We start from the raw sequence: 23,806 nt of genomic DNA, 5'->3' as shown, positions 1-23,806 counted from the left end.
CCACTCCTGCATCGTTAAATGATAGGGTTAGTCTATCTTTTGCCCGGGGCAAAAGGTATTGATTTTATGCACGAATATTTGTACTTTTCGCGGTGACGAACGGGCGAGGCCCGCTGCTACGCCGGTTTCGTTTGCTGGACCAAACGCTGCCCGCACCCATCAGGAAGGTCGGAATGCCTGCGGCTACCAATGTGATCGCCCACTCCCGCATGCCAAGCGGTACCGTTTTGAAGATCGGTTGCAGCGGTTCGATGTACATGACTCCTAGCAACAGCGCGATCGACGACAGAACGGCGGCTACCAGATATTTATTTTGCAAAATGTTGCGGTGGAAGATCGAACGCGAGCTGCGGCAATCGAACACATGGATCAGTTGCGCCATGACCAGGGTGGCGAAAGCGACCGATTGCGCTTTGATCAACTGCGCCGGATCGCTTGGCGCGACCCGAAGTGTCAGCCAGAAGGCACCTAGCGTGCAAAGGCCGATGAGCACCCCGCGGCTGATGATCTTCCAGCCCAAACGCCGTGCAAAGATATTCTCGTTTGCACCGCGCGGTTTGTGCTCCATCAGATCCTTCTCTGGCTGGTCGACACCCAACGCCATCGCTGGCAAACCGTCGGTCACGAGGTTGACCCACAAAATCTGGATCGGCAAGAGCGGCAGCGGCAAGCCGGCCAGCATGGCGAAGAACATCGTTAAAATCTCACCGACATTGGAAGCCAGCAAATAACGAATGAATTTACGGATGTTCTCGTAAATACTGCGGCCTTCTTCAATCGCAGCCACGATGGATGTGAAGTTATCGTCGCTTAGGATCAGCGAGGACGCTTCCTTCGACACGTCGGTGCCCGTTATGCCCATGGCGATGCCGATATCGGCCGCCTTGATCGCCGGCGCGTCGTTCACGCCGTCGCCCGTCATCGCCACGACATGCCCATTCCGCTGCAGCGCCTTAACGATCCGCAGCTTATGCTCCGGGGATACCCGGGAGTACACGTAAATGTTCTCGACTTGCTTCTCCAGTTCTTCGTCACTAAGCATCTCCAGCTGTTGGCCCGACATCGAGGTACCACCTCGCGGCAAAATGCCGAGATCCGCTGCGATCGCCTCCGCCGTTAATCCGTGGTCGCCGGTGATCATCACCGTCTTGATGCCTGCCCGGCGGCAGACCGTGATGGCATCCCGTGCTTCGCGGCGCGGCGGATCGATCATCCCGGTCAAGCCGACGAAGATCAGCTGCGATTCCACATGATCCTCGTGATCCGACCCTTCCGCTGGTTTTAAGTCGCGGTAAGCCATCCCAAGCACGCGCAGCGCGCTGCGAGCCATTTGTTCATTGGCCGCTTGCACTTTCTGCCGGAACGTGCCTGTGAAGGGGACGACTTTGCCTTCCCACAAAATATAGGAACATCGCTCCAGCAGCATGTCCGGCGCGCCTTTGACCAGCGCCATTTTGCCACCTTGATGGGAGACGATCACGGACATCCGCTTGCGCTTAGAATCGAAAGGAAACTCCTGATCGCGGGCATACATCCCGCTTAAGGTTACGGGCGACAAGCCCATTTTGGAAGCTAGCGTGACCAATGCTCCCTCAGTGGGGTCGCCCTTTAGCTTCCAGAGCGGGCCGACTTGGGCAGCCTCTTCCTTCGTCTTGCGGCGGCCACGCTTCTCCGGGTCGTCCTCATAGATGACCGCGTTGCTGCACAAGGCGCTAATTTGCAGCAGCCGGCGCAGGCTTTGGTCCTTGCGCAAATCGACGGGCATGCCTTGATCCAGAATGTTCCCTACAGGCTCGTACCCTTCGCCCGTCACTTCCAGCGACCGTCCTTCCAACCACACCCGGGTAACGGTCATTTTGTTCTGGGTCAGCGTGCCGGTCTTATCCGAACAGATGACCGAGGCGCAGCCCAGAGTCTCCACCGACGGCAGCTTGCGGACGATCGCCTTGCGCTTGATCATACGCTGCACGCCCAACGCCAATGCGATCGTCACGATGGCCGGCAAACCTTCCGGAATAGCCGCAACGGCCAGACTGACCCCGGCAAAGAACATGCTGTTTGCCGGCTGTCCTTGCAGAATCCCCAGCAGCACCACAACAACGGTCAAGCCAAGCGCCATGTAAATCAGAATTTTGCCGAGCTGTTCCAGACGCCGCTGCAGCGGGGTTTCTTGGACCTCGGTATTTTGGATCAAATCAGCGATTTTCCCCATCTCGGTGTCCATACCCGTGCGAATGACGACTCCTCGACCCGTACCGCGCGTGATCATCGTGCCCATGAAGCCGATATTCTTCTGGTCACCCAGCGGAACATCGCTTTCGCTAAGCACTCCCGCATGTTTACCCACCGGATGGGATTCGCCGGTCAATGCGGATTCTTCCACGTCCAGGCTATTTGTGGCTAACCAACGGATATCCGCAGGAATCCGGTCCCCGCTTTCCAGCAGAACGATATCTCCCGGAACAAGCTCTCTAGCCGGTATGTTCTTGACAACACCATGGCGTAGTACGTTAGCATGGGGCGCGGACAGCTCTTTCAGCGCCCGTAGGGAACGTTCCGCGCGGAATTCCTGGATGAATCCAAGCACCCCGTTCAGAATAACGATGGCGATGATCGTGATGGCATCCAGATATTCGCCGAGAAAACCAGAAATCAGCGTGGCGCCCATCAGCACCAGCATCATAAAATCCTTAAACTGGTTCAGAAACAGCAGGATCGGGGAGATACGTTCTCCCTCCTGCAGTTCGTTCCAGCCGGACTCCTCGCGTCTCTTCAGCGCTTCTTCATCGGTCAGGCCCTGTTCACGCGTGACGCCGAAGCGTTCCAGAAGCGCTTCACTGCTCCACTGGTGCCAGAATTTTTGTTCCATCCTCCTTATTCCCCTTCCGTTTATTATGCAGTATCGGCGTGAAGGCTTTTCCACCTAGGGTAAATGTATTCCGGCCAGTCCCAAATTATCACAGAGGAGCCCTTAAGTTTTTGCCCGAAGTATGGCATCATAGAGGAAGGCTCCATCGCTGAACAACCTCTTTCATTTATAAGAAAAGAATAGGAGAATCTCATAAAATGGCACTCGACGGTATCGTAACTCGAGCGATCGTACACGAACTGCAAGTTTGCATCGGCGGTCGCATCAATAAAATACATCAGCCTGCAGGGAGCGATCTCGTCTTTCACCTGCGCACGCAGGCTGGCAACAAACGACTCTTGCTGTCGGCAAACCCGACGTATCCGCGGGTTCATTTCACGGAAGCGTCATTTCCCAATCCGCTAGAGGCGCCGATGTTTTGCATGCTGCTGCGCAAGTACTGCGAAGGTGGCAGCATTGAAGCCGTGACCCAGGTCGGCATGGAACGGATCATCCATATCGACGTTCGTACGCGCGACGAGCTCGGCGACTTATCCATCAAACGAATCATCGTCGAATTGATGGGACGACACAGCAACATCATTCTGGTCGATCCGGCCACCGGGACCCAGTTGGACGGAATTCATCACGTAACGCCGGCGATTTCCGGCTACCGGGTCGTCATGCCCGGGTTCGCCTATACGGCGCCGCCGGAGCAGCATAAGCGCAATCCGCTTGAAGCGGATCGCGAGTCCTTTATGGCTGCTTGGCGAGCGGCAACGGCCGAAGGCAAAGGCACTGGCAGCGGATGGCTGGTCGACGCCTTTGGCGGACTAAGTCCGCTGATGGCCGGCGAAATCTACGCTCGTGCCGAAGTTGGCGTTGCCGCGATGGAGATCGGGCTGAACCCGGAGGAGGCGGAGCGGTTGTGGCAGGCTTTTTCCGGATTAATGGAGGAGGTTCGCGGCCAACAATACGCCCCCATGACCGGCGAGAACGCAAAGGGGAAGAGCATCTTCTCCGCTATTCGGCTCACAAGCGCCTGCGGGGAAATTCGTACCTACCCTTCGATCAGCGAATGCATGGAGGACTACTACGGGGATAAAGCACTGCGGGATACGGTCAAGCAAAAGACGAGCGACCTGCTACGTTTCCTGCAAAACGAGCGGAACAAAAATGTAAAGAAGCTGACCAACTTGGAGCAAGACTTGAACGAAGCGGAGGACGCCGAACGTTACCGCATCTGGGGTGAGTTGCTCCTTCCTTCGCTACATGCGATCCATAAAGGCGACACCTCCGCTGAACTGGTCAACTATTACGATGAAGAGCAGAAGATGGAGACGATTCCGTTGGATCCGCTGCTGACGCCTTCGGAGAACGCCCAGCGTTATTTTAAGAAATACAACAAGTTCAAGAACAGCCTCGCCGTCATCGACGAGCAAATGGTACTAGCCAAGGGGGAAGTCGCCTATCTCGAAGGCTTGCTGCAGCAGTTGAATGACGCGACGTTAAGCGATATCGACGAGATCCGCGAGGAGCTGACCCAGCAAGGGTACTTACGGGATCGGGCCAAACGGGGGAAGAAGAAGAAAAAAGGCGATCGTCCGACGCTGCATGTCTATACCTCGTCGGAGGGCATCGAAATTTACGTTGGCAAAAACAACCTGCAAAACGAATACGTCACGAACCGGCTCGGCAAACCCAACGATACTTGGCTGCACACCAAAGACATTCCAGGTTCGCACGTGCTGATCCGCAGCGAGTCGTATGGTGACGCAACGCTGAATGAAGCCGCGCAGCTCGCCGCCTATTTCAGCCAGGCGAAGCAATCGAGCAGCGTCCCAGTCGACTGCACGTTGATTCGTCACGTCCGCAAACCAAGCGGTGCCAAACCCGGCTTCGTGATTTACGACCATCAGCGGACGTTATTCGTCACGCCGGAGGAGCAGATGATTAAGGCGTTGCCGAATACGGTGAAAAACGGCTGATGATCGAGGCTCGCGTGGGAAGGACCGCCCGCCCATATGAAGGTCCAAATGCAAAAGTGCAGTTGAACTCATCCGAAACTGCTTCACTTTTGCATTTGCTCCATAAATAAACGGTGCTCCAAAGGGATTCAAGATTCATAACCCCTTCGGAACACCGTTTTTTCAGTTCCCTTCTGCCCATGCAGCTGCCGCCGTCTGCCTCAGCCGTTCAACCGTCCCTGGCGGAGCCGTGCGTCCGCCCAAATCCCCATGGAATACGACGCCCTGCCGCACGCCGTGGTAATCGGACCCACCGGTGACGATGAGCCCATACTTCTCAGCCATCGCAGCATAACGGAGCTCCTCCTCCGGCCCGTGGTCGGAGTGGTACACCTCGATCCCGGCCGGCTTCCCGCGCTCTACGATCGACCGTACCAAATCATCATCGCTGTATAGACCTGGATGAGCCAGCACCGGCACACCGCCCGCCTCACGGATCCAGACGATTGCCTCCTCCGGGGAGATGCGCGGCAACGAGGCGTATCCTGGTTTGCCTTCAGCCAAATACCGATCAAAGGCATCCCGCATATCGGACACATACCCTTTGCGGACGAGGGTATCGGCGATATGGGGTCGACCGAGGCTTTCATCCGGACGCAGCGGTCGGGATAGCCCCGCCTTCACCTCCTCCAGTGTAATCGAAAGGCCTAATTGCTGGAGCTTAGCGATGATCAGCCCATTCCGCTCCTCTCGCACCGAGCGCAGCCGGGCTAACCGCTTCTTAAACCGGTTATCCTCCGGATCCACAAAGTACCCCAGTACATGAATATCTTTTTCTCCGACCCGGGTACTGATTTCGATGCCGGGGACGACGTCCAATCCAAGCTCTTTCCCGGCCAGCAGTGCCTCCGCGATCCCGGCAACGGTATCATGGTCCGTGATGGCCAAGCCCGTTAGCCCTTTCTCTTTGGCCAACCTCACATTTTCCGCCGGTTGATTCATCCCGTCCGAAGCTTGAGTGTGCGTATGTAGGTCATAACGTTCCATTGCCGTCTGCTTTTCCATGTCCATCCCCTCCTTAAGGTGAGCTATGCCCTGAAGTCGTTTGCGGATATTCCCGCAAGAAGGTTAAAAATGTCACCGCGGTAACCGGTAGCAGCGTCGATTTCAAATGAATCGAATAAAACATTCGTTTAAAGGACAGCCCTTCAATATCCAGCACCTCCAGCAGTCCCAACGCCTGCTCATGCTTCACGGAAGAAGGCGAAATGATCGTGATGCCGATTCCGGCCTCCACCGCCGATTTCACCGCCCCAGTGCTTCCGAGTTCCATAACGGTGTGAATTCGGCTGATATCTACCCCTCGCCTGCGCATTTCATCCTCCATCACCTGGCGGGTGCCGGAGCCTTTCTCTCTCAGTACGAATGGGTAATGAACCGCTTCCTCCATCGTGACGGATTTTCTCCCCGACAACGGGTGACCGGCAGGAACGATCAGCTTGAGTTCGTCTTCCATAACGGGCTCGGATACCATATCCGGATGCTGAACCGGGGCTTCGACCAATCCGAAATTAAGCTGGTGATTCATGATTTCATCGATGATTTGCGTCGTATTGATCACCTTCATGACGATCGAAATATGCGGATACCGTTGGCCGAATGGCCCTAGCAACCGGGGCAGGACGTATTCCCCGATCGTCAAGCTGGAACCGAGTTGTAACCGCCCTTCCAACATGGAGGTATGCCGCGACATCGCCTGTTCCGTTTCGCGGATCAATTCCACGCTTTGGCGAGCGAACGGAAGCAGCGTATGCCCGGCTTCGGTTAGTTCGATCTTTTTCGTGGACCGGACCAGCAGCTTGGTGCCAAAGTAATCTTCGAGCGATTGGATTTGCATCGTGACCGCAGGCTGCGTCATATGCAGCGCCTGGGCGGCTGCAGAGAAGCTGCCCCGTTGCGCCACCGTATAGAAAATATGGAGCTGGTGGTAGTTCAACGCCATCGTCCGGCACTCCCCTTTCTCGTTCTTTCCCCTACAATAGCATGCCCGGACCAACAAAAAAAGCATGCCGTCACCCAGCATGCTTGATTCCATAGCCTCTTCATCATCTACTTTCCACCGTAAACCATCCTATCGGCGCTTGCGGCTATTCTTCATCAACGTCATTCGCCGGGAATGGCGCAACCAGGAATAATAAGATTTCAAATCGCGCAGTTCGATGGTTTCCGACATCCGTCCCAGGAAGGTTACAATGATCATGCGGTGCATCGGGCGTCCGGAGAGATCAAATTCGCCCGGAATTTCCGCAAATTCAGCGACCATCACAAGATCGTCATCAATCAGGTAGACGTCCTCTTCCTTCCGATAGTACGGCGTAATCCGGCCCTGCTTCAGACATTCCCATGCCCATCCGGCAATCTGTTCAAACCCGATATTGTCCCGATCGATTCTGTCCTGATATCTGAGTTTGGCATGATTCGTCACTACGATATCGGCAACTCTCTTGTCCCCTAGCGCAATATGGAAGGATTCATAGGTTCTCCAGCGTTCCGTTGCCCGGTCTCTCATGCCGCACCTCGCATTAAATAGGTCTGTAAAAATAGAAGACGATTGAATTAGGTCTTTTTAACTAAGCGCTTTCGCCTATTATATTACAACAAACCCTATTTTTCTACAAGGTCAAAGCTCTCTTTTCCCAAGAAAAAGGAGTATTTTAGAACTTTAGTCTCATCAACCTATGCAGGTCATCCGTCCTACGGCGATTTTCGGCAAAAAAATACCGCGCAACGAAGGTGTTCGCTGCACGGCACTGACGCCCCTTAAATGGGGAAGGTTACAATCCATAGAAGCGGGTTTTATCCGGGACGTCTTTGGTGTATTCCGTTTTAATTTCTCCGCGGTAAGACCGCTCAATCTTGCGAACATAAGAAAGCTTGCGGATATTCCGCATCGTTTCCTCCGCCCGATCGGTGTTTACATACATCACCACATAATGCATCCGGCGGGACAAATAATGCACGCTTCCGTATTTATCCAAGTTCCTTGCCGCTTTTAAGTCGCTGACCCAAATGATATAGCCTGTACGCTCCGGAAACATGACTTTCTCCCTCCCGTTCCTCAACTATTGAAAATTCCGGAAAGTCAGCGACTCCGCCGCTTCTTCCGGAATTCTCGGCTGCCTATTTGCATTAGCCGCAGCCGCAACTTCCGCCGCTGCCGCAGCCGCCTTTTGGGTTCGGATCATTGCTTGGCACCTTGATCGTAGTTGAAACAGCATAAGCGATCATTTCCGACATTTGGTGAAGAATATCGTCCAGCTCGTTCTCGGCCGCTTTGAATTTGCGGACCGCCTCGAAGCGTTCCAATTCCCGCTCTACCTCAGCCACTTTGTCCTTCGCTTCGTGATAGTTGGGGTGGAAGTGTCCGAAACGCTCGGTCTCCCGGAACAGCTCCTTCTGAGCCTCCAGTTTCTTGACCCATGCCTGAATTTCGCTATCCTCCTCCACGCGCTGCTTCCAATATAAGTATTCGGATACGGCGGCGGATTGATTTATCATATCGCCCAATTCATAGGCGTTTGTCAGCACTTCGGCCATGTCGACCGTGTTCTTCTCGATTACGCTCATGAATTTTCATCTCGCTTTGATGTGAAATGTTCCACCCTGAGGTAGACGACATTATCATACCACAATCCTTTAGCGAGCAGAAGAGGTTCATCCTTCCTAATCTCCCGTTTAGCGTAAACCTGCGGGGAGAATGAGGCGAATTGCTTGCCAGTCCCCGGGGGAAAGAACGGTCTCCTTTGCCGGTTCTTCGGAAGAAGGGAGCGTCCGCACCTTAACTCTCCAATCCGCTTCACCTTCCACGGTAAGCGGTACGTAAAGAATAGCCTCCCCACCGATTTGCACCATCAGTTTGGCTTGCCAGGCCAAGGCTCGTTGCACGAGTTCTCGTGCGGTCGATGCGTGATACTTCCTCAATTCTCTCCACCACATGGCTGGCAATTCCGTCCATCCCGGGAACAACTCCTCATTGTCTGGCGGATCAAGATCCGGTTCGTAAAAATGCAAGTCCGCTCCTTTGTAAATCCACCCTTGGTTTTCCTGAGGTTGCCGATTCTCGCCATTCGGATTTGCCATCTCCGTCAACTTCGGATACATCGGTTCGTCCGGATCTTGCGAAGCCCGGTCGACGGGAGCCAAACGTTCTCCGTCCAAGATCTTCAGAACTTCCACCTCGCAACCCGGATTCATGAGAAAATGGAGCGGGCCAATCCGCTCTAGCTTATCGGCCAATAGCGGCAGGCTGCCGATACGATCTGCGGCTTCCTCATCGGCGCAGCTCAGCAACTTCGCATCAGCCAGCGTTGTCCGACCGATTTCTCGTCCCCACTGAAGGAGCGCCTCGCGAACCGGCTCCGGTATGCCGGCAGAACACGCCTCCAGATGCCGCAGGATGTCTTGTGGGGTACGACCCATGCGGCAAGCCTGCTCCAGCCCCGCACGCGTCAGTCGATAGATGCTCATCATGCCGGACGAAGCCAACTCGGCATAAGCCTCCAGTTCGAAACGGACTGTAAAGGGCACGTCTGGCGGAACGAGTAGCTCGAAATCGGGTTGTACAATCAGCTTTCCTTCAGAGGCTTGAGATGTCACTGGCGAAGAAGGGCTCCGTTCGATCAGCCAACGGAACATTGCACCGTCCTCAGGATGGCTGCCGAGCTCCATCCAGCCACAGCCGCAAAGGGTGTCCAACCAACCTTGGATCCAGACTTCGCGCTCCGTGGACGGATTGCTGTCCGGTCCCAGCAGCCCCTGGTCTTGGAGTGAGCCGAGCAATTCCTCGAGCGAATACCAAACGCCGGTTCTCAAATCCGCCGCCGTCATTCGCAAAACAACATGCTGTAACGCGGCATCTGCCGGTACATAGCGCTGCAGCATTTCGTGCATCAGGACGACGTTCATTGCCTGCAGGTCAAAGGATAGCCACGCCGCCAATCCCGGCGGATGAACCCGCCATAACGCCCGTTCCTTGACGATCAACCCCAACGCCAGCATTAGATCCAGCGCGACGGCAAGCGCGGGTGAATACACGTCCGGATGCGGATAGTTTAGCTTTAGATCGGCAACGTCCTCCGCTTTCAACGCGATCCGCGCTTCCAGCTTGCCGCGTTCCTTCTGATGAATTGTCCCTTTTGCCGTCATTCGCAGCCCATTTCCTGCGATCCAGGTTAAGGCGCGGAACAGATCCATCGCTAAGCCCGGTTTCGCCTCCCGCTGCAGACTAACCCGCGTAGAGTCCTGCTCTCGCAGCTCCGCGTACCCCCACGCGTCCCCTATTCCCAGCAGCCGGTCCAGCGGCAGGTAATACAGCTTCTCGCCCCAAGCTTTGCGCACCGCGGCGAGGTCTCCGGAGCGCAGCAACGCCGGAAGCGCTGCGCGTATGTCCGCTCCGCTTACGTCTCCGGCCGCAGCGGCGTTGGCCTGTTCCAGCTTAAACGGCTGACCGGCAAAGCGGCGAAACAGGAGCTGAAGCGCCTGCATTTCGGCTTCATTCAACGAGTTCGCATTCCGCATCTCCTTCAAAGGAAGCTCGCCTTCATAAGCCGACATACTTGGTCCCCTGCTCATGCTTCAACCCCCTCCCGATCTCTCAGCACGGCATATTCATAACCTTGCTCCAGCAAAAACAACTGCCGCCGTAAAGCAAACTCTTGCTCCCGGGTGTTCTCCGAAACAAGCGTATAAAAATAGGCTCGGCTGCCGTCCCGCTTCGGCCGCAAGATCCGGCCCAGACGCTGGGCCTCCTCTTGGCGTGAGCCAAAACTGCCGGATATTTGAATGGCCACCGAAGCATCTGGTAAATCTACCGCGAAATTGGCGACTTTCGAAACCACCAGGACCTGCAGTTCCCCATCGCGGAAAGCCTGAAACAGTTTGCCACGCTCCGCCTGGGGTGTACTTCCGGTGATGAGCGGGACTTGAAGCTCCCTTGCCATGCACTGCAGTTGGTCTACATACTGTCCGATAACCAGCACCTGACGATCCCGATGCCGATCCAAAAGCCGCCTTACAATCTCGTTTTTGTATGGATTTTCCGCAGCGATGCGAAACTTCTCACGTCCTTCGGCTTGAACGTATTTGTCCTGCTGGGGTTCAGGCATCGCCACCCGGATCTCCTGACAATCAACCTGTGCGATAAACCCGCTTTCTTCCAGGGTTCTCCACGGAACATCGTACCGCTTCGGTCCGATCAGGGAGAAGACATCCCGCTCGCAGCCGTCCTCTCGAACCAGCGTGGCGGTCAAGCCGAGGCGTCTCGTCGCTTGGATGTCGGCCGTTGCGCGAAAGATCGGTGCCGGAAGTAGATGCACTTCATCGTATATGATCAGCCCCCAATCACGTTCATTAAACAAAGACATATGCTTGAAGCCTTCCTCTTTCCGCGAGCGGTGCGTCAATATTTGATACGTAGATACGGTAACCGGCTTGACCTGTTTCTTCTCGCCCGAATACTCCCCGATCGCCTCGGCAGGCAGCGTTGTTTTCGAATTTAACTCGGCAATCCATTGGCGCACCGAAGTCACATTGGAAGTCAGAATTAACGTCTCGCATTGAAACCTTTCCATTGCCGCAAGACCAACCACAGTTTTGCCCGCACCGCAGGGGAGCACCACGACACCGCTGCCGCCGTCGCCCGTCTCGCTGGCAAATCCAGCGACGGCTTCCCGCTGATACGGTCTGAGCAGGAACGGATGCCCCTCGTCCAGCTCCTGCCGAAGTACGATCTCGAGGGTGCGGCCTTGATGATACCCTGCTTCGTCCAGCACGGGATAGCCCAGCCGGGCAAGCTCCTGCTTTAAGGAGCCGCGGCACGAGGCTGGCAAATGGAGGCGTCGCTCGTCCACCAGGCACCATGTCCCCGCCGGCAAAGCCAGTTGGCCGGCTATAGGCTCCAGGAAGCCGGCTTCAACGGTATCGTCGCACTCCAATTCCAGTCGGTCCGATTCCCCAGGAATCGGACGCAGCTTTAATTGCCCATACCGGCCCATCCAGCGTCGGATGTCTTCGGCAGCACCACTCGGCAGCCCGTACCGGGCCAAGGACGCAAGTTGATCCAGCACTTGGTCCGCGTCGATTCCACAGGAAGCGGCGTGCCATAAAGTGAGTGGGGTGATTCGATATGTATGATAGAAAGCCGGGCTCTTCACCAACTCGGCGTAATGGGATAACTGCTCCCGTGCCGTATCGAAGCCGGGATGCTCCTTCTCCAGCAGCACCGTCAAATCTCTTTGAACGATGCATGCTCCCGTTTCATTCATCGGTTTGCCCTCCTTTAGTTCAGTTCGCCGCAATCAGCAAAAAGGAGAAGTCCGCCGCACTGGCCGCGGACCTCTCCCGCTTGTTTCCATCTCCTAATGCACCTGCTCCGAGATTTCGGACAAAGCTTCTCCCGCATTGTCGGCAAAGATGTTACGCACGGCCATATCGCCGATCGAAACGATTCCGATCAAGCGATCCCCTTCGCATACCGGAAGCCGGCGAATTTGCTGCTGGGCCATCAGTTCAGCCGCCTCATCCACCGACATGTCGCGGGAAGCGGTTTTGATCCCTTTGGTCATCACTTCATCGACCGCGGTAGAGCCGGGCCGCTTCTCAGCGATCCCGCGAATGACCAAATCCCGGTCGGTGATAACGCCGATCAGCTTATCCCCGCCTTCGACCACCGGAATAAACCCCGTGTCGTTTTCTTTCATCTTTACCGCCACTTCATAGACATTATCTTGTGGGGTCACAGTCACGATGTCATCGGTCATGATTTCGCTAACTTTTTTCAACATATATCCCTCCTTCGGACATAGCGTGCCAAAGAAGGAAGCGGTTTATGCGTGTTCGTCCTGATAGGATTCCGCCATCGCGGCCAGCAGACCCGCCGCATGCAGCATGGCGTCCTCGTCGATGTCGAATTTCGGATGGTGATGCGGGTAAATCGCGCCTTTGTCGGGGTTTCCGGCCCCGACGAACATAAAGCAGCCCGGCACTTGCTGTAAATAGTAAGCGAAATCCTCCGCCGGCATAATCTTCGGCGACAACTCGGCCCGAAGCCCGAATACACCGGGAGCCACTTTCATAAATCGGCGGTATTCACCTTCGTCGTTCACCAAGCTCGGGTAACCCATCATATAGTTGATTTGGGCTTCCGCGCCGTACGCCTCTGCCGTATTTTTAGCCAGAACATGGATTCGCTCGCGAATCAGCTCTCTTGTCTCCTCACGGAAGCAACGAACCGTACCGGATAGCCTGCAGCGGTCAGCGATGATGTTCTGCGCCGTGCCGCCCTGGATGGAGCCAATCGTGACGACGGCCGGATCCAGCGGATCAACCGAACGGCTCACAACGCTTTGAAGCTGCAGCACCAGTGCCGAAGCGGCTACTACGCTGTCCACCGTTTTGTGCGGCATGCCGCCGTGTCCCCCACGCCCCTGCACATCGATGAAAAATTCATCGGTCGAGGCCATCAGCGGTCCCGGGGCGCTCGCCACGATGCCGACGGGAATGGGTGTCCACAAGTGAACTCCGTAGATGACGTCTACCCCGTCCAGCGCCCCTTCCTCGATCATCGATTTTGCCCCGCCAGGGCACACTTCTTCCGCCGGCTGGAAGAGCAGTCGGATTTCTCCGCGGAGCTTCGCTTGGGTCCGGCTGTAGTATTCGGCCAGCGCCAGCAACGTAGCCGTATGGCCATCATGCCCGCAGGCGTGCATCACGCCGGGGTGCAAAGAGGCGTACTCGCACGTTTTCTCGTCCTGGATCGGCAGCGCGTCCATGTCGGCTCGAAGCGCTATCGTTTTGCCGGGAAGCTCCCCCCGAATTTTGGCCACGAGTCCAAACCCGCCGACGTTGGCTACCGTATCGATGCCTAGCCCCCGCAAGATTCCGGCGATCTGCGCCGAAGTCTCTTTCTCCATGAAGGAAAGCTCCGGATGACGGTGTAAGTGCCGCCGCCGTTCCACCATGGATGGAAACAAATCGCTTAACCGCTTCTCCTCCATCGTCCCACTCCTCTTTTCTTTCACGATCTCATTTAGCTTATTGTAGCAGAAAACGGGTTCATGGATCAGGTCAACCTTGCGAGAAATCGCCGATTTGCGAGGTTTTCCTATGCTTGCACAACCGATGGAAACATAATATCATGAGGATAAGTGTGATAAGTTTGATGAAAGTTCACAATTTGAACAGCGAACTTTTGGACCAATATTTTTAAGGGGGCACTCTTTACAATGATCGTAGAAAATACCGGATTGGACGGACTGCAAAGCGATTTGGCATACTTGGACGAAGCTGCGGAGAAGGTGGGCTTCGTACGCTGGCAATGGGAATACTATCGCGCTACATACGATTTTAAAATCGAATACAATAACAGTGACTACTACCTCCGTATCAACACGCGGGCAGTAGAAGGCAAACTGGAACGTCCGGACACGGTACTGGCGATCGAAGCGGTCTATATGGGGCGGGCCACTTTTCCGCATGGATTAGAGTATGAATCGGAGATTCCCGCAATGGTAATGAAGACCGCCAATCATAAATTGACGGAATTGAAGGAACTTCTTGAGGCCTAAGCGGACACGGCGATGAAAGAAGGCACAGAGAAACCAAGACGCGGAGCCCCCGATTTTCAATTGCTCATCTTGACCTTACTGATGGTCGGTTTCGGAATCGTCATGGTATTCAGCTCCAGCTCCAGCATCACGCTGGTCAACGAAAATTTCGGATATGACCCGATGTATTTTACCAAACGGCAAATGATATTCGGCCTGATCGGGCTTGTCGGTATGTTCGTGACGATGAATATCCCTTACGAGAAATATAAGAAGCTGTTTATACCCATTTTTATTCTGGCCATCATCATGCTGTTGCTCGTCCCTTTCATCGGTGGGCGCATCAATGGCGCGACCAGCTGGTTTACTATCGGCACGCTGGGGATTCAACCAACGGAGCTGGCCAAAATCACGACGATCTTGTACTTATCGGCCCTCATCTCCAAGAAAGGCGAGCGATTTCGGGATTTAAGAACCGGGTATATCCCGGTTATGGTGATCGTCGGCTTCGTTGCCGGCTTGATCATGCTCCAGCCAGACCTTGGTTCCTGTCTGATTCTCGTCGCTACGGCTGGGCTCATTATTTTCGCCGGCGGCGCTAATTTGAAGCATATTCTCGGTTCGATCGCGCTACTCGTGCTTGGCGCAAGCATCGTGCTTGGTGTCGGAGCGTTGTGGGACAAAATCAACCCTCCCGACCCGACCGTTGCTGCGGGTGGCGATTATCGGATGGGCCGGATCGAGGCCTTCCTGGATCCTTGGCATGATACGCAAGGAACCGGCTATAACCTGATTCAATCGCTCACCGCAATCGGTCATGGCGGACTCACCGGCACCGGATTCGGACAAGGGATTCAGAAACTGCACTATTTGCCGAATGCGTATAATGACTTCATCTTCTCCGTCATCGGCGAAGAGTTTGGCTTTATCGGGACTTTGATCTTCTTGCTATTTTATATTTACTTCATTTGGCGCGGGCTGCTGGTATCGCTTCGCTGTCAAAGCACGTTTGGCACGCTCGCCGGGGTCGGAATCATGGGATTAATCGCGATTCAGGCCTTCGTTAACATCGGCGGCGTCACCAACACCATTCCGGTGACCGGCGTCACGTTGCCCTTCATCAGTTACGGTGGCTCTTCGCTGCTCGTCACGATGGTGTCAATGGGGATCGTGCTTAGTATATCGCGCGAATCGTCTCTGCCGGTGAAGCAGGAACGCACCAAGTCGGTGGTGATTCGTGAATCAACGCCGTTTGAAATGCGAAGCCAGACACGGCGCGGATAATAGTCCTAATCGCAAAGAAGACTACGGAAGCAATCGCTCCGTAGTCTTCTTTGTGTTTGTTGCTTATGCCAGCAATCCGGTCATTCGAGGCCGAAAGCGAAACTCTATATGCTGCAGAAGGTCAAGGTAGGATCGATCAGATCTCATCGTCCTTAAACGCGACGCCCTCGACTTTCACGTTCACTTCTACAATTTTAAGCCCCGTCATGCTCTCTACCGCTTCTCGAACATTTTGCTGAAGCATCCGGCAAACCTCGTGGATCGGTGTCTCGTACAACACGATAATCCGCAAGTCGATGGCCGCCTCCAATTGACCGACTTCGACCGTCACGCCCTTTTGCACATTTTTGCCGCTTAACCGTTTCGCCCAGCCTTCGGACAGCCCTCCGGACATCGCGGCAATCCCCGGTGTCTCCAGAGCGGCCATTCCGGCGATTTTCGCAACGACATCGTCTGAAATCCGAATCAGCCCATTATCCAACTGCAGTTGTTCGGTCATGGTCATTCCTCCTTCAACCTCATTAGTTTCATTGTAAATCGGAAGTCGATTTAAAGCAAATGTAGACCTTCAGCTTATTTTTGAGTAAAATTGTTACATTCGGCTTTTGCCAAAAAATGACTAACACGAGGTGTTCCATGAAAAAGTATATTTCACCTGCATTGCTGCTGATTTTCTTTGCACTTAGTGCCATCGGGCATTACGCGCATTGGTCAGCAACTTTGGAATTTATCATCTCCGCGATCGCCGTGGTTCTGGTGGCCGGCTTTCTCGGCCGGGCGACGGAAAGCGTAGCGCATTACGCGGGGCAACGGCTGGGCGGCTTCCTCAATGCGACCTTCGGTAATGCCGCCGAATTAATTATCGCCATCATGCTCGTCCGGGAAGGACTATTCGATATGGTGAAGGCCAGCATTACCGGCTCCATCATCGGAAACCTGCTGCTCGTCCTCGGACTCAGCTTGTTTGCCGGGGGTCTGAAGCACAAGGTGCAAAAATATAACGTCGCCCTGGCTGGCATGAACGGCTCGCTCATGATCGTGGCGATCATCGCCTTGTTCGTCCCGGCGATATTTCTGCAAACCCATGTTCTCCATGAGGCTGACCGTTCTACGCTCAGCCTGGTCGTCGCCGGGATCCTGATCGTCGCTTACTTGCTGTGGCTGATCTTCTCCATGGTCACGCATAAGAATTACCTTGCCGACATCAGTGAGAAAGACGCAGAGGAGTTGCCGCACGAGCATGCTCCGGCCTGGTCAAAAGGTCAATCCATCCTCTACCTGGTGATCGCCACCGTTATGGTTGCTTTCGTCAGCGAATGGCTTGTACATACGCTTGACACGTTTACCGCTGAATTCGGGCTGAGCGAACTCTTCGTCGGGGCCTTTGTCGTAGCTATCGTCGGCAATGCCGCCGAACACAGCGCAGCCATCATGCTGGCCTTGAAGAACAAAATCGGAGCAGCCGTAGAGATCGCCGTTGGCTCCAGCTTGCAGATCGCTTTGTTCGTCGCTCCGGTGCTGATCTTCGTCAGCCATCTATTCGGCAAACCAATGGATATCGTCTTTACCGTGATCGAGTTGGCCGCGATTGGCGTCTCGGTGTTCATCGCCAAGTCGATCACCCAAGACGGTCAAACAAACTGGTATGAGGGTTTACTGCTTCTGGCGGTTTATGCCATACTCGGCGTTTCGTTCTACCTGGTATAACCTCAATAAGAAAAAACAAACAAGCGTATGCTCCCGGAAGCTTTCCGTAAGCATACGCTTGTATCATTTAGCGGCAAATTACGTTTACTGCTGTTTATTGTTCATGGCTTCATACAGTGTAGCCAAATTCCGTTCCAATCTGCTGATGATTTGCTTGCCTATCGTTTCTTGAATAAGTCCGACGCGAATCGCGTAATCTACTTGTCTGGAGAATCCATACATCTGGGTATCCAACACTTCCTCATAGAGAGGGCAGTAACGTGTGGCCAAGTTCTCCATCTGTACTTCGATCAGCTTCTCAATTTTATCTGCATCTTCTTTCAGAAGATTAAGTGCTTTCAGGTTAAGTTGCTCCTGCAACTCAGATGAAGTCATGCTTCTTCCCCCCTATGTCCAAAATCGCCTACCAATCTGCTCTAATCTTAATATTAGACGAAATCGAAGGCCAATACAAGAACCTCCTCAAATTAACCTAAACACAAGAAAACGCCGAGTGTCGCCATACGAAGGCATTAAAAAACGCCCCCGCTTCAAGCGGGAGCGTTTCTTTCGTTTCGTTATTCAGCGACGACTTTGACATCCAAACCGTGCTTGGCGAACACTTCGGTTACGGCTTTCTTTGCTTCATCCGCATCCGGTCCGTGAACGTGAAGCTCATAGCTCTTCGTGTTTACGAGTGTGGTGAAGAGGCCGAGGATACTTTTTACATCGATGTACTTGTTGTCCGCTTGGAGCACAATGGAAGAAGTGAATTTGCCTGCAGTTTGGGCAATTTCGACTACCGCTTCATTGTTCGTGGCCATAGGGATCCCTCCGTCTTTAACTTTGGAAATTACATACTTTAATCATACATTGAATCCGCTTTCCTAGCAAGGAAATTTCTTCTTATTTCAAGTTTTCCGGATTCAATCCCGCAAGCTCAGGGATCACGAAAATCCCGTCTTTACGGATCAGCACGTCGTCGAAATAAATTTCTCCGCCGCCGTAATCCGGGCGCTGGATCAGCACAAGATCCCAGTGGATCGAAGAACGATTGCCGTTATCGGCTTCCTCGTACGCTTGCCCCGGCGTAAAGTGCAGGCTGCCGGCGATCTTCTCGTCGAACAAGATGTCCTTCATGGGATGCAAGATGTACGGATTGAAGCCAATGGCAAACTCGCCGATGTATCTAGCCCCTTCGTCCGAATCCAGGATTTCATTCATGCGTTTTGTATCGTTGCTTGTCGCTTCGACGATTTTGCCGTTCTCGAAGCTGAACTTGATATTCTCGAACGTGATCCCATTATACAGTGTTGCCGCATTGTAGCTGATCGTACCGTTTACAGTATTGCGAACCGGAGCGGTATAGACCTCGCCGTCAGGAATATTCTTCTGTCCGGAGCATTTGATGGCCGGAATGTCCTTGATCGAGAAGTTCAGGTCCGTGCCCGGTGCGACAATCCGAACTCTGTCCGTCTTGTTCATCAACTCGGCCAAGGCGTCCTGCGCCCGGTCCATTTTGGCATAATCCAGGTTGCATACATCGAAGTAGAAATCCTCGAAAGCTTCGGTGCTCGTGTTGGCCAATTGGGCCATGCTGGCATTCGGATAACGGAGCACGACCCATTTCGTGCGTTTTACCCGCTGTTCGCTATGTACGAGATGGGAATAAAGCGAGTTGTACAACTTCATCTTGTCTTCAGGTACGTCGGACATGTCATTGACGTTAGAACCGGCGCGAATGCCGATGTAGCAGTCCATCATCTGCATCCGTTTCAAATCGTATTCCGCCCAGGTCTTCATGCCCTCTTCGGTCGCGTATTTTAATTGCGCACGCTGCACGGTGCGGTCGGTAATCTCGACGAAGGCATTGCCGCCCTTCTTCCCAACCTCTTCCACCACGGCTTTCAGCAAATCGCGTTCATCACCGATCATTTCGACCAGGACGTTCTCTCCCGGCTGTACATCTACGGAATAACCGACCAGGTTCTCCGCCAGCTTCTGAACTCTAGGATCTCGCATCTGGCTCACTCTCCTCCAAAATTCGTAGCGGGACTTTTGTTGGGCAACCCGTGCCGTTCAAACGTCCCGCGTTGTTTAACCATTGGTTAATTCTTCTGTTATTGTAGCACGATGGGGGCGGAAAGTCAGCCTAACCCAGGATGTCACGACTACTTATAGCTCTCGAATCGATTATCAGTGCGCAGCACCTCTCGTTGCGGTACGCCCTTGGTTGACAGGTAAGTTAACGTTGTTTCCGAGGTTAGCCTGGCGGGAAGTCCGGATTTACGATCAATCGTCAAGTGATAAACAACGGTCGCGTTCAACTGCTCGAGCATGGCCGACAACTGATCGTTCCCCGCCGTCCAAATCTTCGATAACTCGCCGCGCAGCGACTCCTGAAGCGGAGCCGGAACACTCGCGAGCCGTTCCATGCCCCCTTCGCGTGTAAGCTCCATTTCGGACAGCAGACGATCCTTTAATCTGATGCTGGCTTCCGCCGGGTCCATCTCGATCCGGAGTACCTTCGTCCCCCGTGCGGCGCCACTTTCGGAGGTGATGGTTTTCTTTGCTGCCATGCGGATTTCCTCAAGCTGATCCAAGGGATTTAACCGCACAACCCCTTGCAGCAAGGCATCGTGGTTGTCAGACTGTACCAGCCAGTTTCCGTTTTCTAAGCGCAGCTTGGCTTCCCATCCGCTTGGCTTCGCTAATCCCGTCATCTGCAGTCGGCTGCCGAGGTTGCCATTGCGGTTGTTTGCCGGCTCAGTTCGGATGCTCAGTTCTCGGTGATTCTGTAAGCGACCCGTATAATTTAGACTCTCCTCCAGCCCATGCTCGTTTCCGCGCTGCAAGGTAGCTAAACCGCGGAACGATAAAGTGTCGCTACCCGCGAGCCCTGACCAAGTGAAATCGAACCATTGCTCCGGCGTCTTTGCTTCGTTCATCCCACAGGACGCCAACATCAGTGTCAACAGCAACCCGTTTACAATGACGGCTAACCGGTATCTCAGCCCTCTCTGTGACATCCCTCTCATACGCAAGCCCCCGCCTTCAATAATGCACCAGTTCTCCACCGGACTGTTCTCCTTACCTCATCTAGCAGTATCCTGCCACGGGAACGGCTGCTCTATTCGCCGAAGCGGATCGCGCAATAAAGAACGCTCCGAGGCCCAAAGTAGGGCTCGGAGCGTCCAAAACCAACAGGAACATCCGAATGAATGTTTACGGAGCTTGGGCATCGTCACTGGAACCGATTTGCGTTTGATTCCGCCCGCTGTTCTTGGCTTTATATAAAGCCATGTCCGCCTGATAGAACAGCGATTCCACACTAAGCTTATCGTCGCTCCGAATCCACTCGGCGATGCCGCACGATACGGTGACCGGTGGATCGGTATCCATGGCAACGCGCAGCCGGATCGTTTCCGCGATTTGATAGCTGTTATCGGCGCTTGCCCCTGGCAAATACACAGCCAACTCCTCGCCTCCCCACCGGGCGGCGATATCCGTTTTGCGAATCGAGCTCTTGACGATCGCGCACACCTGCTTCAGGATTTTATCCCCGGTTTGGTGGCCATACGTATCGTTGACCTGCTTGAACTGGTCAATGTCAACGATAATCAAGGAGCCGTTCGTATCTTTCTTCTGGAACTCTTGAATCGCATCATCGACATAGTGGCGAGCATAAAGTCCGGTCAGCATATCGCGATTGGCCATACGGCGAACCTCCGCATGCAGCGATGCGTTGGCAATCGCCAAGCCGATGTGCGAGGACAGGACCTGAAGGAGCTTGTAGTTGTCATAGGAGAAGAAGCGGGTCTTACGGTGTGCCAGCATAATGACCCCGTTGACCTCTCCCCGAACGATCAAGGGTGCGGTGATCAGTGAACGGGAATCCGTCTCCTCCATAAATCTCGAGGATACTTTACCATATGCCTGAAAGTCCGAGAGAATGATCGGCTCCTGCGTGGAATAGACAAGTCCACTGAACCCGTAGCTTTTCGGAAAATGCTCCTTCGACAGCCCCGGCACGTTGCTAGACATAATTTCAAACGTTTCCCGTTCTTTATTCAGTTGGGAGATGCAGCAATATTCCGCTTTGAAAATCGACAACAGCTCTTCGGTAGCAAACTTGAACACTTCCTTCAGCCGCAGGCTTTGATTCAGCCGTTTGGTGAGCTCATTGATCAGTCTCAGTTCATTAATTAACAAATTGGACTGTTCATACAGCTTGGCATTCTCGAACGCCGTGCCAGCCGTATCCGCCAGCATACCGATCAGTTGCAGATCCACATCATCGATCTTTTCCCGTTGAATTTGCAAATGAAAAACACCATAGACCCCCTGTTTCCCACTGAGGGGCACCGCAATTTCCAGCCTTCTCTCGCCGCCTTCTTCGGGACCTGAACCTGTGGATTCCCTGACCTGCATCCGCCCTTCCATGAATGCCCTCATAAGCAGCTCATCGCCTTGTCCATGCAGCTGCAGCGATTTGACCCGCGGATCGCGGCTTAAGTGATCCTGGGACATCAACAGCTCCAACTTGGCTGCAGGATACATTCCAGAAACCCGTTCAAACACTTCGGTCAGGACCGAATCCACATCGATCTTATCATGGAGCTTTTGCACGACTTGAAAAAGCTTGGAACGGCGCTGCTCTTCGCGTTTGGCCTGCTGCTGAACGCGCAGCAGATCGGAAACGAACAAGCCTTCAAAACACTTATAAAAGCAAGATTGAAATAGTTGTGCCGCCATTTTGGCGAACAGAACAGCCGCCGTAGCGCCGCAATCATGCAAGCAGCAACCAAATGAAGCGAACAAATCGCCATGAATGCGGGAAAACACCGGCACGGCAACATAAACACCGTCCGCTGTTTCGGCTGTGACCGCTCTATGCTCGCGAAGGCTTTGCAGGATCGCCTCTTCCATCGGCTTGGGCCAGGTCGGGCTGATTGGCCCTCCCGGATCAAGCGAATCGGCAAGCAGCACTTCGCCGCGACTGCCGGAAATGAAAAAGTCGGCCTTACCAAGTTCCGGCATTGCACTTACCAGCTTTCGCCACTCCGCGTACCCCTGTTTTAAGATAGACTCAATGTAGGGGAAATCATGGACAGTGATATCAAGCTGCCGCAGCCAATCCGTATAATTGTCGCCATCATCGAGCCGCTGCAGGCCAGAAGCGTGATTCAGGTTCAGCATCGGCTGACCCATGGATTGATCGGCCATAAAAAAAGCTCCTTTTATATGCTGCGTTGGATTTTAGCCCTTCAACTTACGATAAACACCAAACGGACAAGCTTCCTTCCCTGAAGTTCAAGCTTGTCCATCTCCGCCGGATCCGTTCATGTCTGTTAACTCTATTTTACTATCTTCCTTAGGGTTTTGCATTATAATTCCTAAGGTTCATGGCATTTTTTTAGGCCAAAAGCCCTATCGACAAAATACCTCCTTTCCCAACAAAAACACTTATTGACTTTACCCCCTAAATTCATATAATATATATTGTTGATGAAGACTGGATAGAGTCTTGCTTAGGGCGTAACGCATGCGAGCACCCTCTCGGTTTTTGTTGCTGACAGGACAGCGGCTGAACTTTCCTGTTAGGGAGCGTATTTTTTATCTATCCTTCGCTCGTCCAAACAAAACCCGCGCAAGTAGAACCCTATACGAAATTTAACTAACAAAGGAGTCTACCTATACAATGGCACGTTACACTGGTCCTAAATTTAAACTCAGCCGCCGTCTTGGCATTTCCTTGAGCGGTACAGGCAAAGATTTGAAGCGTCCGTTCCCTCCGGGTCAACACGGCGCTAACCAACGCAGAAAAGTAAGTAACTACGGAGCACAGTTGCTCGAAAAACAAAAATTGCGCCACATGTACGGCTTGGGCGAGAAGCAATTCCGCACGCTGTTCGAAAAAGCGCAGCATATGCCTGGTATCGCGGGCGAAACGTTCATGTTCTTGCTTGAAAGCCGTTTGGACAACCTCGTTTACCGTCTGGGCTTCGCGAACTCCCGCGCCGGCGCGCGTCAGCTCGTATCCCATGGCCACGTAACCGTGAACGGCAAGAAAGTGGACATCGCTTCTTACCGTGTAAACCTTGGCGACGTGATCAGTCTTCGTGAAAGAAGCCGCGGCCTTTCCTCTGTGAAGGAAGCCCTGGAAAACCGTTCGCATCTTCCAGCTTACCTGGAATTCAACGACACGGCTCTGGAAGGCAGATACATTCGTTTGCCAGAACGTTCCGAACTGTCGCAAGACATCGACGAGAAACAAATCGTCGAATTCTACAACCGTTAAGATTTCAACAGCGCAAACCGGCCCAAGTCGTTATCGACCTGGGCCGGTTTTTTCGTGGCGATAACAAGAACCCCGAATCCTCCTTGGGACTGACCCCGTAACGTGAGACAAATCAAAA

General features: G+C 53.7%; 21 protein-coding genes. 5 read left to right on the top strand and 16 right to left on the bottom strand.

From position 1 onward, the window contains the following. Positions 1-64: 64 nt before the first annotated feature. Positions 65-2,869: a calcium-translocating P-type ATPase, SERCA-type gene (locus IM700_RS21410; protein ID WP_193418630.1), complete on the bottom strand. Its 2,805-nt coding sequence runs from the start codon at positions 2,867-2,869 to the stop codon at positions 65-67. Positions 2,870-3,066: 197 nt separating this feature from the next. Here IM700_RS21410 and IM700_RS21405 point away from each other — a divergent pair, with 197 nt between their 5' ends. After that, the gene (locus tag IM700_RS21405) at positions 3,067-4,836 is read left to right on the top strand and encodes an Rqc2 family fibronectin-binding protein (RefSeq protein WP_193418632.1); all 1,770 of its coding nucleotides are present in this window, start codon (positions 3,067-3,069) and stop codon (positions 4,834-4,836) included. Positions 4,837-4,998: 162 nt separating this feature from the next. Here IM700_RS21405 and IM700_RS21400 read toward each other — a convergent pair whose 3' ends face one another. From IM700_RS21400 to IM700_RS21360, 9 genes are all read right to left on the bottom strand, one after another. After that, positions 4,999-5,880: a PHP domain-containing protein gene (locus IM700_RS21400; protein ID WP_193418634.1), complete on the bottom strand. Its 882-nt coding sequence runs from the start codon at positions 5,878-5,880 to the stop codon at positions 4,999-5,001. 13 nt (positions 5,881-5,893) lie between these two features. Next, positions 5,894-6,817, bottom strand: a complete 924-nt coding sequence (locus IM700_RS21395) for a selenium metabolism-associated LysR family transcriptional regulator (protein WP_155605542.1) — start codon at positions 6,815-6,817, stop codon at positions 5,894-5,896. A gap of 129 nt (positions 6,818-6,946) precedes the next feature. Then, on the bottom strand, positions 6,947-7,384 hold the full coding sequence (locus IM700_RS21390; RefSeq protein ID WP_155605543.1) for a hypothetical protein: 438 nt from the start codon (positions 7,382-7,384) through the stop codon (positions 6,947-6,949). A 265-nt stretch (positions 7,385-7,649) separates the two neighbouring features. Beyond that, a complete protein-coding gene (locus tag IM700_RS21385; RefSeq protein ID WP_155605544.1) occupies positions 7,650-7,913 on the bottom strand; it encodes a YlbG family protein in 264 nt (87 codons plus the stop codon). A 91-nt stretch (positions 7,914-8,004) separates the two neighbouring features. Beyond that, positions 8,005-8,442 carry a YlbF/YmcA family competence regulator gene (locus IM700_RS21380; protein WP_155605545.1) on the bottom strand — a complete coding sequence of 146 codons (438 nt, stop codon included), beginning with the start codon at positions 8,440-8,442 and terminating at the stop codon, positions 8,005-8,007. 108 nt (positions 8,443-8,550) lie between these two features. Continuing rightward, positions 8,551-10,446 carry a helicase-associated domain-containing protein gene (locus IM700_RS21375; RefSeq protein WP_193418636.1) on the bottom strand — a complete coding sequence of 632 codons (1,896 nt, stop codon included), beginning with the start codon at positions 10,444-10,446 and terminating at the stop codon, positions 8,551-8,553. Next, positions 10,443-12,137: a DNA repair helicase XPB gene (locus tag IM700_RS21370; RefSeq protein ID WP_193418639.1), complete on the bottom strand. Its 1,695-nt coding sequence runs from the start codon at positions 12,135-12,137 to the stop codon at positions 10,443-10,445. The genes IM700_RS21375 and IM700_RS21370 overlap by 4 nt, the downstream gene beginning before the upstream one ends. Before the next feature lie 93 nt (positions 12,138-12,230). Beyond that, complete coding sequence (locus tag IM700_RS21365) at positions 12,231-12,653, bottom strand: CBS domain-containing protein (RefSeq protein ID WP_155605592.1); 423 nt, start codon at positions 12,651-12,653, stop codon at positions 12,231-12,233. Between the two features lie 45 nt (positions 12,654-12,698). After that, complete coding sequence (locus IM700_RS21360) at positions 12,699-13,868, bottom strand: M20 family metallopeptidase (RefSeq protein ID WP_193418641.1); 1,170 nt, start codon at positions 13,866-13,868, stop codon at positions 12,699-12,701. A 228-nt stretch (positions 13,869-14,096) separates the two neighbouring features. Between IM700_RS21360 and IM700_RS21355 the strand changes: the two genes are divergently transcribed. Next, on the top strand, positions 14,097-14,438 hold the full coding sequence (locus IM700_RS21355) for a YugN family protein (protein WP_155605549.1): 342 nt from the start codon (positions 14,097-14,099) through the stop codon (positions 14,436-14,438). Positions 14,439-14,450: 12 nt separating this feature from the next. Beyond that, positions 14,451-15,701 carry a putative lipid II flippase FtsW gene (ftsW, locus tag IM700_RS21350; protein WP_155605550.1) on the top strand — a complete coding sequence of 417 codons (1,251 nt, stop codon included), beginning with the start codon at positions 14,451-14,453 and terminating at the stop codon, positions 15,699-15,701. Between the two features lie 136 nt (positions 15,702-15,837). Here the strand turns inward: ftsW and IM700_RS21345 are convergent, their stop codons facing one another. Beyond that, positions 15,838-16,200 (bottom strand): Asp23/Gls24 family envelope stress response protein, encoded by a 363-nt coding sequence (locus IM700_RS21345; protein ID WP_016311598.1) that lies wholly within the window; start codon positions 16,198-16,200, stop codon positions 15,838-15,840. A gap of 137 nt (positions 16,201-16,337) precedes the next feature. Here IM700_RS21345 and cax point away from each other — a divergent pair, with 137 nt between their 5' ends. Beyond that, positions 16,338-17,408, top strand: coding sequence for a calcium/proton exchanger (cax, locus tag IM700_RS21340; RefSeq protein WP_155605551.1), 1,071 nt, complete (start codon positions 16,338-16,340; stop codon positions 17,406-17,408). An 84-nt stretch (positions 17,409-17,492) separates the two neighbouring features. Here the strand turns inward: cax and IM700_RS21335 are convergent, their stop codons facing one another. The 5 genes from IM700_RS21335 to IM700_RS21315 all read right to left on the bottom strand — a co-directional run bounded on the left by IM700_RS21335 (position 17,493) and on the right by IM700_RS21315 (position 22,613). After that, entirely contained in the window at positions 17,493-17,783 is a 291-nt protein-coding gene (locus IM700_RS21335; protein WP_155605552.1) for an Fpa/YlaN family protein, read from the bottom strand. Between the two features lie 182 nt (positions 17,784-17,965). Beyond that, positions 17,966-18,211 carry an HPr family phosphocarrier protein gene (locus IM700_RS21330; RefSeq protein ID WP_155605553.1) on the bottom strand — a complete coding sequence of 82 codons (246 nt, stop codon included), beginning with the start codon at positions 18,209-18,211 and terminating at the stop codon, positions 17,966-17,968. An 82-nt stretch (positions 18,212-18,293) separates the two neighbouring features. Then, a complete protein-coding gene (locus IM700_RS21325; protein WP_193418643.1) occupies positions 18,294-19,409 on the bottom strand; it encodes an aminopeptidase in 1,116 nt (371 codons plus the stop codon). A gap of 149 nt (positions 19,410-19,558) precedes the next feature. Beyond that, on the bottom strand, positions 19,559-20,464 hold the full coding sequence (locus IM700_RS21320; protein WP_336244921.1) for a hypothetical protein: 906 nt from the start codon (positions 20,462-20,464) through the stop codon (positions 19,559-19,561). A gap of 148 nt (positions 20,465-20,612) precedes the next feature. After that, positions 20,613-22,613 carry a diguanylate cyclase gene (locus IM700_RS21315; RefSeq protein WP_193418645.1) on the bottom strand — a complete coding sequence of 667 codons (2,001 nt, stop codon included), beginning with the start codon at positions 22,611-22,613 and terminating at the stop codon, positions 20,613-20,615. 475 nt (positions 22,614-23,088) lie between these two features. On the opposite strand from IM700_RS21315, the gene rpsD reads away from it, so the two are divergent. Beyond that, complete coding sequence (rpsD, locus tag IM700_RS21310; RefSeq protein WP_155605556.1) at positions 23,089-23,688, top strand: 30S ribosomal protein S4; 600 nt, start codon at positions 23,089-23,091, stop codon at positions 23,686-23,688. Positions 23,689-23,806 lie beyond the last annotated feature (118 nt).

This window comes from Paenibacillus rhizolycopersici (genome assembly GCF_014947195.2).
Classification (GTDB): domain Bacteria; phylum Bacillota; class Bacilli; order Paenibacillales; family Paenibacillaceae; genus Fontibacillus; species Fontibacillus rhizolycopersici.
This window is presented reverse-complemented; position numbering and strand designations above follow the sequence as displayed.

What these genes read in the sequence shown, in the direction of transcription:
- IM700_RS21355 (WP_155605549.1), top strand. Translation starts at nt 14,097, where the DNA reads ATGATCGTAGAAAATACCGGATTGGACGGACTGCAAAGCGATTTGGCA.
- IM700_RS21330 (WP_155605553.1), bottom strand. Translation starts at nt 18,211, where the DNA reads ATGGCCACGAACAATGAAGCGGTAGTCGAAATTGCCCAAACTGCAGGC.
- cax (WP_155605551.1), top strand. Translation starts at nt 16,338, where the DNA reads ATGAAAAAGTATATTTCACCTGCATTGCTGCTGATTTTCTTTGCACTT.
- IM700_RS21400 (WP_193418634.1), bottom strand. Translation starts at nt 5,880, where the DNA reads ATGGAAAAGCAGACGGCAATGGAACGTTATGACCTACATACGCACACT.
- IM700_RS21380 (WP_155605545.1), bottom strand. Translation starts at nt 8,442, where the DNA reads ATGAGCGTAATCGAGAAGAACACGGTCGACATGGCCGAAGTGCTGACA.
- IM700_RS21315 (WP_193418645.1), bottom strand. Translation starts at nt 22,613, where the DNA reads ATGGCCGATCAATCCATGGGTCAGCCGATGCTGAACCTGAATCACGCT.
- IM700_RS21385 (WP_155605544.1), bottom strand. Translation starts at nt 7,913, where the DNA reads ATGTTTCCGGAGCGTACAGGCTATATCATTTGGGTCAGCGACTTAAAA.
- IM700_RS21395 (WP_155605542.1), bottom strand. Translation starts at nt 6,817, where the DNA reads ATGGCGTTGAACTACCACCAGCTCCATATTTTCTATACGGTGGCGCAA.
- IM700_RS21325 (WP_193418643.1), bottom strand. Translation starts at nt 19,409, where the DNA reads ATGCGAGATCCTAGAGTTCAGAAGCTGGCGGAGAACCTGGTCGGTTAT.
- IM700_RS21390 (WP_155605543.1), bottom strand. Translation starts at nt 7,384, where the DNA reads ATGAGAGACCGGGCAACGGAACGCTGGAGAACCTATGAATCCTTCCAT.
- ftsW (WP_155605550.1), top strand. Translation starts at nt 14,451, where the DNA reads ATGAAAGAAGGCACAGAGAAACCAAGACGCGGAGCCCCCGATTTTCAA.
- IM700_RS21335 (WP_155605552.1), bottom strand. Translation starts at nt 17,783, where the DNA reads ATGACTTCATCTGAGTTGCAGGAGCAACTTAACCTGAAAGCACTTAAT.
- IM700_RS21410 (WP_193418630.1), bottom strand. Translation starts at nt 2,869, where the DNA reads ATGGAACAAAAATTCTGGCACCAGTGGAGCAGTGAAGCGCTTCTGGAA.
- IM700_RS21360 (WP_193418641.1), bottom strand. Translation starts at nt 13,868, where the DNA reads ATGGAGGAGAAGCGGTTAAGCGATTTGTTTCCATCCATGGTGGAACGG.
- IM700_RS21370 (WP_193418639.1), bottom strand. Translation starts at nt 12,137, where the DNA reads ATGAATGAAACGGGAGCATGCATCGTTCAAAGAGATTTGACGGTGCTG.
- IM700_RS21345 (WP_016311598.1), bottom strand. Translation starts at nt 16,200, where the DNA reads ATGACCGAACAACTGCAGTTGGATAATGGGCTGATTCGGATTTCAGAC.
- IM700_RS21405 (WP_193418632.1), top strand. Translation starts at nt 3,067, where the DNA reads ATGGCACTCGACGGTATCGTAACTCGAGCGATCGTACACGAACTGCAA.
- rpsD (WP_155605556.1), top strand. Translation starts at nt 23,089, where the DNA reads ATGGCACGTTACACTGGTCCTAAATTTAAACTCAGCCGCCGTCTTGGC.
- IM700_RS21375 (WP_193418636.1), bottom strand. Translation starts at nt 10,446, where the DNA reads ATGAGCAGGGGACCAAGTATGTCGGCTTATGAAGGCGAGCTTCCTTTG.